Annotated in this window: 15 protein-coding genes; 5 read left to right on the top strand and 10 right to left on the bottom strand. The window is 48.3% G+C overall.

Going from position 1 to position 15482, the window contains the following annotated elements; genetic code table 11:
• Positions 1-28: 28 nt before the first annotated feature.
• On the bottom strand, positions 29-1423 hold the full coding sequence (locus AC5YBX_RS02175; protein ID WP_494524294.1) for a PhoH family protein: 1395 nt from the start codon (positions 1421-1423) through the stop codon (positions 29-31).
• Between the two features lie 389 nt (positions 1424-1812).
• Between AC5YBX_RS02175 and rapA the strand changes: the two genes are divergently transcribed.
• Together rapA and AC5YBX_RS02165 are read left to right on the top strand one after the other, a co-directional pair.
• Complete coding sequence (rapA, locus tag AC5YBX_RS02170) at positions 1813-4719, top strand: RNA polymerase-associated protein RapA (RefSeq protein ID WP_494520165.1); 2907 nt, start codon at positions 1813-1815, stop codon at positions 4717-4719.
• A gap of 358 nt (positions 4720-5077) precedes the next feature.
• On the top strand, positions 5078-5941 hold the full coding sequence (locus AC5YBX_RS02165; protein WP_494524293.1) for a DUF3530 family protein: 864 nt from the start codon (positions 5078-5080) through the stop codon (positions 5939-5941).
• 18 nt (positions 5942-5959) lie between these two features.
• On the opposite strand, the gene AC5YBX_RS02160 is transcribed toward AC5YBX_RS02165, so the two are convergent.
• A complete protein-coding gene (locus AC5YBX_RS02160) occupies positions 5960-6457 on the bottom strand; it encodes a YqhA family protein (protein ID WP_494520167.1) in 498 nt (165 codons plus the stop codon).
• A 137-nt stretch (positions 6458-6594) separates the two neighbouring features.
• Positions 6595-7401 carry a crotonase/enoyl-CoA hydratase family protein gene (locus AC5YBX_RS02155; protein WP_494520168.1) on the bottom strand — a complete coding sequence of 269 codons (807 nt, stop codon included), beginning with the start codon at positions 7399-7401 and terminating at the stop codon, positions 6595-6597.
• 401 nt (positions 7402-7802) lie between these two features.
• Here AC5YBX_RS02155 and AC5YBX_RS02150 point away from each other — a divergent pair, with 401 nt between their 5' ends.
• Positions 7803-8798 (top strand): response regulator, encoded by a 996-nt coding sequence (locus tag AC5YBX_RS02150; protein WP_494520169.1) that lies wholly within the window; start codon positions 7803-7805, stop codon positions 8796-8798.
• Between the two features lie 12 nt (positions 8799-8810).
• Positions 8811-9785, top strand: coding sequence for a GGDEF domain-containing protein (locus AC5YBX_RS02145; RefSeq protein ID WP_494524292.1), 975 nt, complete (start codon positions 8811-8813; stop codon positions 9783-9785).
• 95 nt (positions 9786-9880) lie between these two features.
• Here AC5YBX_RS02145 and rraB read toward each other — a convergent pair whose 3' ends face one another.
• From rraB to AC5YBX_RS02115, 6 genes are all read right to left on the bottom strand, one after another.
• The gene (gene rraB, locus AC5YBX_RS02140; RefSeq protein ID WP_494520171.1) at positions 9881-10276 is read right to left on the bottom strand and encodes a ribonuclease E inhibitor RraB; all 396 of its coding nucleotides are present in this window, start codon (positions 10274-10276) and stop codon (positions 9881-9883) included.
• A 34-nt stretch (positions 10277-10310) separates the two neighbouring features.
• Positions 10311-11042 (bottom strand): 1-acylglycerol-3-phosphate O-acyltransferase, encoded by a 732-nt coding sequence (locus AC5YBX_RS02135; protein WP_494520172.1) that lies wholly within the window; start codon positions 11040-11042, stop codon positions 10311-10313.
• Positions 11043-11250: 208 nt separating this feature from the next.
• Positions 11251-12045, bottom strand: a complete 795-nt coding sequence (locus tag AC5YBX_RS02130) for a metal ABC transporter permease (protein WP_494520173.1) — start codon at positions 12043-12045, stop codon at positions 11251-11253.
• 61 nt (positions 12046-12106) lie between these two features.
• The gene (locus AC5YBX_RS02125; protein WP_494524291.1) at positions 12107-13021 is read right to left on the bottom strand and encodes a metal ABC transporter solute-binding protein, Zn/Mn family; all 915 of its coding nucleotides are present in this window, start codon (positions 13019-13021) and stop codon (positions 12107-12109) included.
• Complete coding sequence (locus tag AC5YBX_RS02120) at positions 13005-14195, bottom strand: hypothetical protein (RefSeq protein ID WP_494520175.1); 1191 nt, start codon at positions 14193-14195, stop codon at positions 13005-13007. Before AC5YBX_RS02120 ends, AC5YBX_RS02125 begins: the two co-directional genes overlap by 17 nt.
• 81 nt (positions 14196-14276) lie before the next feature.
• Complete coding sequence (locus AC5YBX_RS02115; RefSeq protein WP_494520176.1) at positions 14277-14555, bottom strand: ABC-type zinc uptake system zinc chaperone; 279 nt, start codon at positions 14553-14555, stop codon at positions 14277-14279.
• A gap of 281 nt (positions 14556-14836) precedes the next feature.
• Here AC5YBX_RS02115 and AC5YBX_RS02110 point away from each other — a divergent pair, with 281 nt between their 5' ends.
• Positions 14837-14962, top strand: coding sequence for a hypothetical protein (locus AC5YBX_RS02110; protein WP_259650878.1), 126 nt, complete (start codon positions 14837-14839; stop codon positions 14960-14962).
• Between the two features lie 151 nt (positions 14963-15113).
• Here AC5YBX_RS02110 and AC5YBX_RS02105 read toward each other — a convergent pair whose 3' ends face one another.
• Positions 15114-15449, bottom strand: coding sequence for a hypothetical protein (locus AC5YBX_RS02105; protein ID WP_494520177.1), 336 nt, complete (start codon positions 15447-15449; stop codon positions 15114-15116).
• Positions 15450-15482 lie beyond the last annotated feature (33 nt).

Below are 15482 nucleotides of genomic sequence, written 5' to 3'. Positions count from 1 at the left end.
CCTCATACACTATTTCAGCCTGCTGGGATTATAAATTTTCCTCAGCAAACTCGGCCAGACGCGAACGCACCACACCATTAAGGTAGACGTTGGCACTGCCATCAAAGTTTTTAAAGCGCTCCACAATATAGGTTAATCCAGAGGTCACTGCCGTTAAGTAGTTAGAATCAATTTGAGCTAAGTTACCGCTGCAAATCAACTTAGTCCCTTCGCCCATCCGAGTGATCATGGTTTTAATTTGTGATGCGGTTAGGTTTTGACACTCATCGAGTAATACCACCGAGTTTTGAATCGACCGTCCGCGCATAAAGTTAATCGATTTAAATTGGATATTGGCCTTATCCATGATGTAATTCATGCTACCGCTGGGGTTGACATCATTTTTATGCAGCACCTCGAGGGTATCGGTAATGGCTGCAAGCCACGGCGCCATTTTCTCCTCCTCGGTACCCGGTAAAAAGCCTATCGATTCGGCAATTTCAGGCGTATTACGGGTAACAATCACCTTGTCATATAAACCGCGTTCTACCACCATCTCCAGTGCTGCCGCCATCGCCAGCAGCGTCTTACCACAACCGGCGGGGCCAGTTAAGATCACCAGATCGATATCGGGATCGAGCAAGGCTTGCAGCGCCATGCCTTGGTAGATATTTTTCGGTTTGATCCCCCAAGCATCGAGGTGCAATAAGCGCTCGCGTCCCAGATCGAGGATCTCCAACTCCTTGCCATCATTACGCAGTACTCGACCACAAAAATTAGACCCCTCATCGATAAGATATTGATTAACATAGTAATTTTCATCACCTACTTCGCAAAGCGGTACACTATGAACCGTATGGCGCCCTTGGATCTCGGTGCCGACATGCTCTTTACGAGCCCAAAAATCGCCATCGAATTGATGAAAGCCTTTGGTGAGAAAGCGAATATCATCGATCAGCTGATCGGTACGATAATCTTCCACCAACATAATACCCGCGCCTTTGGCCTTAAGGCGCATATTGATATCTTTGGTGACCAGCACCACTTTTCGAGGATGGTGGAGATTTTGCAGGTGTAATGCGGTATTAATAATGCGGTTATCGTTGTGATCGCCAGGCAGCGATACTTGGGTAGATTGCAATTGATGGTCGGGGAAAATAGAGAGTGAACCAACGGCGTCTCCATGACCTTCGCGTTTAGGTAACGCAACCCCTTGTACAATCTGCTCAGGGGTGGTTTGCCCACCGAGAATATCTTCTAGCGCCCTGATGGCGACTCGAGCATCTCGGCTCACATCACGCTTTCTGTCTTTGATCTGGTCTAGCTCTTCCAGAACGGTCATGGGGACAACTACATCATGCTCTTTAAACGAATAAATGGCTAAAGGTTCATGCAGTAACACATTGGTATCCAGTACAAACAACTTCTTGTCGTCTTGTTCCATGGGCGCCTCCACTTGTGCGTTGGGGTTAATTTAGGCTAAGCACATACTGCGATAATGAGTATCTCCTGTGATAAGTAGGCTAGATTTTACCGACCAAAAAAGCGCCGATGTCACTTCATACTGACACCAAAATCTTGAGGCATCAATCGATAATTTACCCCGCAGCGCCTATCTCATCACGCCTAAGCGTGATCGCCATTGATGACACTAAGATGACACTAAGATGACAAAGCCTGCAGCATAAAAAACGATCGCACAATTTGTAATCTCACCAGATAGCCATTAGGCTTTTAGCTGAGGCGCGACGGGGCATTTATGTTCGACATCATAGTCCCGATTGGATAACATACGCGCCCTTTCGTGATTCACCCTGTAGATGAGAATTTGTAATGCCCTTTTCCTTAGGTCAACGTTGGATTAGTGATACCGAATCAGAACTTGGTTTAGGTACTGTTGTTGGATTAGAAGACCGTATGGTCACCGTCATGTTTCCTGCCACAGATGAAAACCGGATGTTCTCACGGGCTGACGCGCCCTTAACGCGTGTAATTTATAATCCAGGCGACACGATTGAGAGTCACGAAGGGTGGAGCTTAACGGTTAGCGAACTCGAAGAGAAAAACCAGCTGATCATCTACCACGGTATCCATAGCGAAACCGGTGAACAGGTGAGCCTGCGAGAAACCCTGCTCAATCACAATATTCGCTTTAATAAGCCGCAAGATAGACTCTTTGCTGGCCAAATCGATCGCCTTGACCGTTTTGGCGTGCGCTACCAAAGCCAACTGTTACGCCATAAGCTGGCCACCTCAGATCTGCTTGGCCTACAAGGCCCACGTGTAGGATTGATCCCGCACCAGCAATGGATAGCCCATGAAGTGGGGCAACGTTTTGCGCCGCGTGTCTTACTGGCCGATGAAGTGGGCTTAGGTAAAACCATCGAAGCTGGCCTTATCATCCACCAGCAACTACTCACCGGTCGCGCCGAGCGCATCTTAGTGATCGTGCCCGATACCTTGCGCCATCAATGGTTGGTCGAGATGCTGCGCCGCTTTAATTTGCGCTTCTCAGTGTTTGATGAAGACAGATGTGTCGAAGCATACGCCGATAACGACAACCCTTTTTACACCGAACAGCTGGTGATCTGCTCTTTAGAGCTGCTGCGTAAAAAGAAACGCTTAGAACAAGCCTTAGACGCCGATTGGGACTTAATGGTGGTCGATGAAGCCCATCATTTAGAATGGACCGAAGAGGCGCCAAGCCGCGCTTATCGCGTTGTCGAAGCCCTCAGTGAAGTGGTGCCAGGTGTATTACTGCTGACCGCGACTCCAGATCAACTCGGTCATCAGAGTCACTTTGCCCGTTTACGCCTGCTCGATCCCGATCGTTTTTACGATTATCAAGCCTTCCTTAACGAAGAAGCCAGCTACAAAGAGGTTGCGACCGCAGCCGACCAACTGAGCAAAGGGGTGAAACTCTCCGATGATGCAGTGGCGAGCTTAACCGAGCTGTTAAGCGAAAAAGATATCACCCCAGCCCTGCGCCTTATCGAAGATGAAAGCCTCGATGCCGACCAACGCCAAGCGGCACGTGAAGAGTTATTGCAAGAGCTGCTCGACCGTCACGGCACCGGCCGAGTGCTATACCGCAACAGCCGCGCCTCGGTCAAAGGCTTCCCGACACGTATTTTCCATGCTCACCCACAGAGCATGCCAGAGCAATATGTGACCGCGGCAAGAGTGTCAGCCATGATGGGTGGCCAAAGCGATCTTAACAACAAGGTCAAACAAGCCCTTAGCCCTGAAAAAATGTATCAGGCCTTCGAGAGTGATAGCGCCAGTTGGTGGAAATTTGATCCGCGCGTCGATTGGTTAATCGATTTCCTTAAAAGTCATCGCAGTAAAAAAGTGCTGATCATCGCCAGCCAAGCCGAAACCGCCCTTAGCCTTGAAGAGGCGCTGCGCACCCGTGAAGGTATTCAGGCGACCGTATTCCATGAAGGCATGTCGATTATTGAACGCGATAAAGCCGGCGCCTACTTTGCTCAAGAAACTGGCGGAGCCCAGGCCTTGATCTGCTCCGAAATAGGCTCAGAAGGACGTAACTTCCAGTTTGCTAGCCATCTGGTGTTGTTTGATCTGCCGCTTAACCCCGATCTACTCGAGCAGCGTATTGGCCGTCTCGACCGTATTGGGCAGGCTAACGATGTCGAAATCCATCTGCCTTACCTTGAGCGCACCGCTCAAGAGAGCCTGATGCATTGGTACCACAAAGGGTTAAACGCATTCGAACAAACCTGTCCTATTGGCCATATTCTGTTTAATGAGTTTTCACAAGAGCTGCTTACCCAGCTGGTTTATCAAGATGAAGACCAATTTACTCAGCTACTTAACCATACGCAAACGCGTTATAAGGAGCTGAAAAAAGCCATGGAACAGGGCCGTGACAAACTGCTAGAGATCAACTCTCATGGCGGTGAAAAAGCCAAGAAATTGGTTGAAAGTTTAGCGGCGCGTGACCAAGATACTCAACTGATCGGCTCAGTTATTCGCCTATGGGACATCATAGGTGTTGAGCAGGAAGACAGCGGCGACAACGCCATTGTGCTGCGCCCCAGTGAGCACATGATGTTCCCCACCTACCCAGGCCTACCAGAAGATGGCATCACGGTAACTTTCGATCGCGAGATGGCGCTGTCACGCGATGATATTGCGCTGATAACCCAAGAGCATCCGTTAGTGCAGACCGGGCTGGATTTGATCACCTCTTCAGAAACGGGCACCACCAGCGTGGCTATCTTGAAAAACAAGGCGCTACCTGCGGGGACTATTTTCTTAGAGCTTATCTATATGGCAGATGCATCGGCGCCAAAATCGAGCCAGTTGTATCGCTATATGCCGCCAACGCCAGTGCGTATTTTGCTGGATAAAAATGGCAACAATCTGTCTGATAATGTCAGCTATGAAAGCTTCGACAAACAACTGAGTGCGGTGAATCGTCACATTGCCAGTAAACTGGTCAATGCCTCGCAAACCATATTGCACCCCTTGTTTGCTAAGGGTGAAACCTACGCCGAGGCCGAACTTAAACTGCTGGCCGATAGCGCCAGAGCCAAAATGACCAGTCAGCTAACTGCCGAACTTGAGCGCCTCGAATCGCTCAAGGCCGTTAACCCTAACATCCGTGATGAGGAGCTTGAGCACCTTAAATCACAGATGAGTGAGCTTAATGGCTATTTAGATGGTTGTTTATTGCAACTCGATGCCGTGCGCTTGGTGTTGGTGAGCCACGCTTAACCCAGATAGGGTAAGCTGACACGATAACAAAACGCTGGTTTGACATGCTCATCCAGCGTTTTTTTATGCTGTATCCTAGGGCCTGTTGATCTTTCAAGGTTATTTTTGCAGCCAATTGTTGGGTATTTATACAAGGCAGAAGCTTTGTGGTGTAGTTATTCTACATAAAAAGCTGACAACGCAGTAGAAATGACCAACAAACGCTGCCCGAAGGGTTCAGCAAAGATCAACAGGCCCTAGGCTTGCTACCCAACAAGCATGGCGATGTTTGAACACATTTCAGCACAAGACACAGTTTTAATTTACACCGTAAAAATGCGATGATGCTCGCCGGCAAATGATTCAGGCTAAGGTGTCTATGAGATCGGTTATTAAATGTGGCCTATTACTATGGGTTGGCTCTTTTTTGTTCGTCAGCGTATCCAGCCAAGGCGCGCAACCTAGCTATGACTATTTGCCCGCGAATGAAGTCACACAGCTTGATTTGGGCGAGCAAACCAGCCAGGCATTGGTGCGCAGCTGGCGTGGCCATCATCAATATGGTGCGGCGATTTTATTAGCCGATTTGGGGCAGCATGCCGATCCGAGCGGCGTGACCGCCTATCTGCGACGCCACCTTAATGACAAAGGCTGGGCCACCATCAGTTTGAGCGCGCCACAAGCTGCGCCAGCGATTAACCACAAGACGGATGCAGAGGAGATCCATAAGGCTGGAGAGCAGCAGCTGGCACTCAAGGCCACGCAGCCCCTGCCCCATCTAAGCCCTGATGAATGGCAAAGTCTCAGACAAAAGCAGAATAATCAGTTAATTCAAACAATGGATCGGCTCGATGCCTTAGGGGAGCCCTATCCAGGTAAACGCATGTTAATCGCTACCGAGCAGGGCGCAGGCTTAGTGATCCAACTGCTATATGCTGGCACATTGCCCAAGCCAGATCTGTTGGTGGTGATCAATCCCTACCTTACACCAGCACAAGACAATGCCCAGTTAGCAGAGCAACTGGCACAGCTGACCATTCCGGTATTAGATATTTTGTCGCCAGACGCTACGCCCAACGCCATCGCCACCGCAGCTGAGCGACGGGCGCTGTCGCCGCAAAACCAGCCGCTACGTTATCAACAGCAGCCACTGGCACTCAACTTAGACCAAGCCAACGCGTGGCAAAATACCTTAGTGCTGATCGATGGCTTTGCACGGCGCATCGCAAAAGCCTATCCGTAACGATACGCTAGCGCTGAGTTACTTTTTATCTTTACTGAGCATTAACGCCAATGCCACCAATACCACTATGATGCCCATATAGAGCAGCTCCAGCATGGAGGTGGGTTTCATTTCGCTAAAGTAAGAAAACACCTTGATGATCAACATCATCAAAATGACTTTACCCAGCTTGCTCTTCAATGAATCGATACTGCTGATCACTAAGATTTTTCCGCCAGCGACACTGTCTTCAGCAGCCTGCAAGTTACTGATAAACAACTCATAAAGCCCAAAGGCAAAAATCAGTAATACAGAGCCAAGCAAGAAGGTGTCCAAAATCTCAACCACCACCATCACCAAGTCATTACGGATATCTAAACTCCCAGTGATGACATAGGCATACAGTAATTCGAGCATATGCAGCATATCTTTAATGCCCATGATAAACACCGCAAACGCGGCGACCACACAGGCAAAAACGCCGACGATCACCGTCAGGCGGCTATTCCAGAGAAAACGTTCAAATAGCAGTCTCATCTATCATTCCTAAAACACAATAAAATTAGCTGTATAGTAACCGCCTTCCACGCAGACGTCTGCAGTAAGCACAAGAGGCGTGACATAGCATCACTGGCTCATGTTATGTCGCACTGCAAGTGTGATACTAGCAAGTGCTACCACCAAGGCTGCCGATGGCGATAAGGACGCTCAGGATCTTTCGTCTGCCTAATCGCCGCGATCAACCGATTCTTCCCCAGCAGCAAGGCTATCTGACTAAAGGTTTCACGCCGTAACAAACTGCGTTCACTGGCGCGCCAATTAGTATTAATACTGCACTTAATGGCTGCGTTGGCATCTGGCGAGGTATCGCATAACTTGGCCGCCAAGGCCTGAGCCTGTGCCATGGGCTGCTCACACACGTGAGTCAGTAGGCCGTACTCATGGGCTTGCTTGGCCTCTATCACATCGGCCGTCATGGTCAGTAGCATGGCGACATCTTTTGATACTAACTCTCGAAGACCGACCAAGCCGGCCATATCGGGCACTAAGCCCCATTTGGCTTCCATGATAGATAAACGACACTCAGGACTGGCAATACGCATATCGGCTCCCAGGGCGATTTGTAGTCCACCGCCATAGCAGATCCCCTCTAACACGCAGATCACCGGCACAGGTAACCGACGCCAACCTATGGACACTTGCTGGGCTAAATTGGCGTTGCCAGGCAGCCACTTAAACAGCAGCTTGAGCGCTTGCTTGGGTGCTTTCATCACGCTGGCCACATCGAGACCCGAGCTAAAGTTGCCGCCACTGCCCGTTAAAATAACGCAGCGCACACTGGGATCTTTGGCGATTTGTTGCTGCACGTACCTGATGGAGGTAAACATGGCATAATTAAGCGCATTGTATTTTTCTGGGCGGTGTAATTCGACAATCGCGATGCCTGAGTCGAGGGTCAAATTGACATATGGGTGCTGCATTCCTTTACTCCTAAAAACCTACTGGTCTGTCCACACCAGAATGCTAACACAGTTGATACATTTATCTAGAACAGATAACAAAATGCGTTTTCCTTGATGAGCGCCAAAAAAATGACGCTTTGATTTCTTTTTTAAATCAAAATGATCGATAATGATTACCCAGTAGTGTTTGCGACCTTTATCGTGACGAATTGTCGCTAAAAACAAGGTGTGAACCCTGAAACGCATTGATGACCGCTTGAGTCTTCTTTAATTATCGCGCCAAATATAGCGCTCCTAGGGTTTCTAGGATGAACCAATAAAAACTGCCCCAACTCCCTGCAATTAGTGCATTTGGCAACCCAGCTCACTAATTTAGTGTAATCTTCAATAGAAGGGCAGATTAGGATGTTATAACTAGCATGTCGATACCAGTACTTATATGCGATGACTCAGCACTCGCAAGAAAGCAGATGGCACGAACACTCCCAAAAGAATGGGATGTGGAGATCCACTTTGCCGCCAACGGCGCCGAGGGCATAGAAGCCATTAGAGCCGGTAAAGGTGAAGTGGTATTTCTTGACCTTAACATGCCGGTAATGGACGGTTACGAGGTGCTGGAGGTCATTCAAAAGGAAGATCTTCCCGCTTTGGTTGTCGTGGTGTCTGGTGACATTCAGATTAAGGCCCATGAGCGAGTCAAAGCTTTAGGCGCGCTGGATTTTATTCAAAAACCGGTAAGCGCCGAGGCCATCAGCCATATTTTGCAAGAGTATGGCATTTTAACCATAGCCAAAAGTGATGCAGCTAATAACAGCCCAATGATCGAAGTCGATCTTAGGGACGCTTGCCAAGAAGTCGCTAACGTCGCCATGGGACGCGCAGCCGATCTATTGGCTAAATTACTCGATGTGTTTGTGTTATTGCCGATCCCCAATGTTAACGTGCTTGAGGTCAGTGAGCTGACCATGACGCTCAAGGCGACCGAAGAAAACGGCACCATCTCAGCGCTATGCCAAGGATTTATTGGTGCGGGTATTGCCGGCGAAGCCCTTTTACTGTTTCACGACTCCTCATTCCAAGACATGGCCAAATTGATGGGGCTGGCCAACCCTGAAGATGCCAATACCGAAATTGAAGTGATGATCGATACCGGTAACGTGCTTATCGGTGCGTTTCTTAACGGGATCTCCGAACAGCTACACATGAAATTTAGCCAGAGCCATCCAGTGGTGCTTGGCAGACATTGCACAGTGAACGATCTTATCCATGATAACGCCGAAAAGTGGGCCAGAACCCTAGCCATGGAGATCAACTACCGTATCGAAGGTCACAATATTCAATGCGATCTGCTGCTGTTATTCACCGAAGAATCGTTACCGACGCTTAACTATAAGCTCGGCTACTTGCTAGATTAGTTGGACAACACCATGACCTATGACAAAAGCGCAATGAACGAACTGCATTGGCTCATCGATATGGTGCAAACCATCGAGGTGGGGTTAGTGGTATTAGATCAAAACTACGACATCCAACTGTGGAACGGCTTCATGGAGAACCACAGCGGCATTTCGCCCAATTCGATAAAAGGTGCCAACCTGTTCGAGCAATTTGAATACCTACCCGCCACTTGGTTAAAGCAGAAGATGGAGTCGGTGTTTCTATTGAAAAACCGGGCCTTTATCAGCTGGGAGCAGCGGCCCTATGTGTTTAAATTTAGTAACTACCGACCGATCACTGGCCGCGCCGATTTTATGTACCAAAATGTCACCCTGCTGCCACTTTCTTCGCTCACGGGACAGATAACCCACATCAGCATGATCATCTATGATGTGAGCGATGTTGCCATTAACCGTCTGCAACTCAAAGCGGCCAATGAGCGTCTTGAACACCTAAGTCAAACCGACGGCTTAACTCAACTTCATAACCGTCGCCATTGGCAACAGTGTATGCAGCATGAATTTGAGCGCCATTCACGTTATGGCTCGCCTACCACCTTAGTGATGTTCGATATCGATCATTTCAAACGCATCAACGATACCTATGGTCATATTGCCGGAGACAAGGTGATCCAACATGTGTCGCACACATTAAAGCAATCATTGCGTGAAACCGATTGTGCGGGCCGATATGGCGGTGAGGAGTTTTCGGTGATCTTATCGAACACCAGCGCCGCAGATGCGCTGAAATTTGCCGAACGGTTTCGCGAAAAAATCGCCGCTTCACTGATGCGTTATGAAAACGCCAAGATCAGTGTCACCGTCAGCATTGGTATTTGCGAAATACTACCTGAGTTTGATAACAGCGCGCAGTGGCTAGCCAGTGTCGACAGTGCCTTGTACCTAGCAAAACAAGCTGGGCGTAACCGCAGCGAAATCTACTCTCCTCAGGCCGAAGCGAACTAAGCCATAAGTGACCACAGACTAGTGACTAAAAAGCCCCAATCTCCGTTAACAGACTGGGGCTTTTTATCACAAGACGCGCCGTGACTAATGACTAATTAATGAAAGCGCGCATCATCTTCTTCATCTTCTTCAATTTCGTCACCAATAAAGTAGGTGCCCCAGCCGTCATAATCAACTTTTTGCTTGGCCGCTAACAAGATCAGCTCTTCACAGGCTTTATCGAGCAATCCCACTTCAAGCTTATGGTAGGCAATGGCGTCGAAGCAGAAGATAACCGAGCCATCATCGAGTTCCATCTCTTCAGCATCGTTAACTTCATAACCCATTTTAAAGGCTTCAACGGCGGCCTTTTCTAGGCGATCAAAATTGGTCGCTGAGAAATGGTGCTCAATCGTGTACTCAGCATCGGGCTCAGAACCATCGGCAAGAATCGCCTCAACGATCTCTTGATTCTCTTGTTTCTGTTCCTGTAACTGACGTTCTGTAGACATGGATCACTCCGAAATAAACAATAATTAGGCTGAGTTAAACGGCTTTTTTAGCCATAAGAGCCGCAGCTTCTTGGTTTAACTGGGTTAACTTTTCCGCCATCATGGCATGAATACGACTTGAAAGCTCTTTTACTTGCGCCTTAGCAAGCCCTTTAGTCTCAATCGGATCCATCATCTCAATAATCACCACGCCATTATTCCAGCGGTTAAGTTTGATGTGTTCTTGATTGGACGCCAGCACTGGCACCATAGCGACACCGGCTTCAATGGCGGTATGAAACGCACCGGATTTAAAAGGTAACAACCCTTTACCGCGTGAGCGTGTGCCTTCGGGGAAAATCCACACAGATAGGCACTTCTCTTTAATTTTCTGCGCCGTTTGTGCCATAGTTTCAAAGGCACGATTACGGTTTTTACGATCGATTAAAATATTGCCCGACAACCAATAGATCTGCCCAAAAAAGGGGATCCACGCTAGGCTCTTTTTACCCAAACTCACCGTCCCCTTCGGCACTGCTGCCGTGTGGGTAAACATATCAAAGTTGTTTTGATGATTGGCTAAATAGATACAAGGCTCTGATATTGGCGCTTTTGATTTACGCAACACCACTTTGACACCCAATATGGGCGCCGCCCAAGAAAAAATGGTAGCGAACAGGTGTACATTATCTCGATGACGCGGACGCAATAAGCAGTACAAGCCACCAAATACAAACGCCAGCAATAACATAATAGCCAAGATCAATGATCTGAAGATTAACAGCACAACATACTCCTGTGATTTCAGTGGCGGCATTATACCAGTAAGCAAAAATGACTTACACCTGTAGCCTGAAGATTTAATCCCCCATTCATCTTGATGGCTTTTGTTGGCCAATACTTAATCTATCAGACTGAATTTAATAGTAAAAAAAACAGGCTGTTCTCATCAAAGCAGCCTATTAGGTTAATGCAGTATTTTGAAGGTATCTGTTTTATGAATTAGCAGATACTTTTTTAATCGAACTAGATGCAGACAACAGTGGATGCAGCAGACGAAACAGTACCGCACTCGACGCTAATGTCGCCACGATGGTCGCACCGCTGGGCAGATCTAAGCTCGCCGATAATATCAACCCTGCCCCGTAACCCACTAAGCCAACCAAATAAGCCCAAGCCCACCTTGCCTTACCGCAATATTTGTTCACTGCTAAGGCGGGTAAAATAAGCGAACTAAACACCAAATAAACCCCCACCAGCTCTACAGACAGAGTGATCACTAAGGCAAACAGCAAATAAAATCCTGCCCCCTCGAGCCAGCAGGGTTTAATGGCAATCGTCCCCAGCACCAATAACGACACGATTGCAGGCAAGAGTAACTGCGACCAGTTGACCCACAATATTTGTCCCGACATTAATTGCTTGAGCATTTCACTACCGTGAGGATCGCTAGCCAGCAATAACATGGCAGCCACCGCCGATAACACATAAAAGCAGCCAATAATGGCTTCCAGTTCATCGGCCATACGCTTAGCTAACCAAGCAATGAACCCCGCCCCCATTAAGGCAAAGAGCGCTGGCATCCACACATTAGAATAGGGCAGGTGTTCAATCTCATGGTGAGTATGAGCAATGATCGCCCCCAGCGCAGCCACTTGAGCTATGGCCAAATCAATAAAAATAATGCCGCGTTTTAGCACTTGGCTGCCCAGCACTACGTGGGTCGACAGCACTAATATGCCTGCGGCAAAGGCAGGTAATAAGATGGATAACAGATCTAAATCAAACATGGTGTGTACCTCACTATGTAACCCCAATAGCGCCTGTGCATGCACAGGCACTAGGGTTGGCTTATTGTTGGCTGTGGCTCAACAACAAGGTGATGACACTTTGATAGAGCGAAAACAGATCGTCGCTGTCCTCATTGCCACCAACCGACATAGGTAACACCTGCACTGGTAATGCCGTGCGTTCCCCAAGCCATTGCGCGCCGCGCAGGTCTTGATAAGACGCCACTATAATGGCCATCACATCACCCTGCTGCGCACGATGTTGCAGCTCGGCTAAGTGCGTCGTCGTTGGCGCGAGGCCAGGCTTAGGTTCCAGATCGCCCACCTGTTCGATACCTAACCAATTAAACAGGTAACGAAAACTACTGTGGTAGGCAATCACTTTTTGACCAATGAGTGGTGCAGCCAACGCTTGCCACTTCACCGTAGCCGCCTGCCAACGGGTGCTAAAGTCTGCCAATGCCGCATCGTACTGCGTCTTCGAATCTGGCTCTAGCTGCACCAGTTTGAGGTGCAACGCCTCGGCCACCTTAAGCAGACGTTCTGGGTCAAAATGCAGGTGTGGATTGCCCTGAACATGCACATCTCCCATGCTGCGATCGACATTTTCAAGCCTATCTAGGGTCTCGACCTGCTCGGCGGCAAAAAATAAACCTTCTTCAGTTGAGCGCACCTTGGCATTAGCCGATTTCATCTGCAACATAGGCAACCAACCCACTTCAAGATCGGCACCGGCGCACACCACCAGATCGGCCTGACGCATCTTAGCAATCAGGCTAGGTCTGGCTTGCACTTGATGTGGGTCTTGCATGGCTGTGGTCGCAGAGTAGATATTAGCCTCTGGCGCCAGCTCGTTAACTAATGCCGCGTATTCGGGTTCACAAGCAAACACATTCAGCGCCGCTTGTGCTGCACTGGTCAGCGTCAACGTCATTGCCAGACAACAGGCTTGAATCACTTTAGAATTGATGCGCACTGTGAGCCCCCAATGTCATAACATATTGTAGCGTTAACAGATTATCATCTTCGATACCGTCAAAGTTGGTGCCATTTTGATGGGTATATTGCAATCGCACCGTGGAGAAATGGCTTGGGTGCCACGCCAAGCTGACTTCGGTTTCCTTAAGCGCTTGTTCATGGAAATACTCGTCATGTAGCTCCTTCGTATCCACCCGGCCATAGCGCAGGCCTGCAGACCAATTGGGGCTAAATTGATACACAGAGCTGACATACCAACCCGTTTGATCATCGGGGCGATGCTCTTCGCTATGCGCATCTATGATAGTGTGTGCCGCTAACGGCGCAAAATCGCTCACCTGAAAGTACTCACCACTCAGGGTGAGGTGCTGGTATTTGTAGTTTCCTTTAGGTGCCCATTTATAGACAAAGTCAGCAATGTAGGTATTTTCACCTGTGAACATTGCCCCATGACTATGTTCATGGCCATCGTCGATAATAATTTCACTCTCGTGCGCTTCATGGGCAGTCAGGCGACCATTTTCATTACGTAAATAACTCAAGCCCAGTAGCCAAGAACTGCTAATTCCGATATCACCGCCCAACTTAGTGTAGGCGGTATAAACGCCAACATTATCGAATTCACGTTCGCCATGTTCATCTTCGGCGCGTAGGCTGTCCCCCTTAAAGGCTTCGACCCCCATGCTCCAATACAGATCCGTGGGGGCAACGTAATCGAGTCGTAGCCCGTCATCGAAATAGTGACTGCCTAAAAATGCCCGATAAACCGCCGGACGCTCGGCAAAGGCATCGCTATGAACATGCTGATTATTTAAATAACCGATATCCGATAAGAAGCGGCCGGCGCGCACAGAAAAACCTGCTGGCATGGATAAAGTTTGAATAAATGCCTCTTCCAGACCGACCTCTGTCTCACTACCGTGAGTTTCCAGCACCGCGGTTAACTTGCCATAAAAAAGTGCATCGATATTGGCACTTAATGCCAATTCGGTATGGCCAAGACCAAAGCCCTCTTCTCGCTCAGCCATTGGCCGTTCGGCACTTTGATAGTAGCCATCCAGTACGGCACTTATCGCAGGGTTAGAAAGGGTGGCGTCTTGCGCGCTTACCAGCGTAGATACACAGGCACAGGCCGCTGCCAGCGCAGTAATACAGGGATTAAAGCTTGTCATAACATCTCCAAAAAAACAGGCATAGTTCTCTGCCGTCAATCGACAGAGAGAAATAGTCAAAAAATATGGCAATAGGACTATCTAGCGTTTAGGAGGCGCTCGACTGTGGAAATAGCTAACGTGTGAACGCAATGTCGCAGAGACATTGGCAACACAGGGCTCAAAGGTAAGTTGCGGTAGTGAAAAATTAAAGTCATTAACAGGTAGAAGGCTGTTGAGCTGAATTTTTTGAATGCAGAGGGTGCAATGGTTTTTGGCACCATCATCAACATGTTCTAAGCTATGAGCAGGCGCAGCAACAGACAAGCAAAACAGTACAGCACTAAGCCATATTGCTACCCCTCTTGCTAAGCCTTTCATTGTTAATGCCATGTTGTTGACTATTGTTCCAAGCTGATATGACAGAATTTTTGACCAAGTGTATGGATTGACTCGGTGAAGTCAAGTTACAAATAGCCTGGTGATCAACCAAGGTTGTAACATAAAGTAAATGCTCAGATGTACATTATAAAGCATGCGCGAGATCACTTACTGATACCAGTAAATTAAGTCTGACTTAAGTAATATTGACTAGAATCAGGGCCATTGGGTGAGATCACCCCAACCCAGATTTCAACAGTCCCAGCAAGGAAACAAACAGTATGAAGGAATTTCTACGCGAAAATTTCAAGATGATTTTTTGGACATCGGTTTTCTTTATTGCGGTACTCGGCGGTATCTATTACGTTGAAGCGGCGCTGGAAGCCCAAGTGCAAGTGATCGACTAACGACATCTCACCTGTGGTGAGTCAGTTCACTCACCACAGCAAGATAACCGCCATCACGCTACTCCCATACCCAGTGTTATCAGTGAACCTCAGACATCACTGCCTCAGCCCAGATATCCAGCTTTATCAGCGCTAAACGATTGGGCCATGATTAACGATATTTTTGCCGCTGCTCACTGTCATCGACTCGCGTCAGTTCAGGGGCTTGTATCACTTTTAAGTGATCCATCATATGGCTTATCAGCAAGGCTATACTGGCAATAATGGCAACAGGTGTGGTGATATGGCGCATCTCTGGGGCAAAGTAGCCATACAGCAACGCCGCAGCGGCCAGATAAAACCCCATCATCTTTAATCGTGTCAGTATCGGGTTTTTGCCCAACCACGCAAGGCAATGGGGGCACTGAATTTGTGCATTTAACCCCTTACCTCGTTGAGCCTTAACACTATCAACCCCAAACGTTTTACTACAATGTGTACACAGCACGATAAGACTCTCTGATGATATTCGCCTGCAGTT

The sequence above is a fragment of the Shewanella sp. 492 genome (assembly GCF_059338445.1).
The sequence above is the reverse complement of the archived record's forward strand: the minus strand, read 5'-3'. Positions and strand labels throughout refer to the sequence as shown.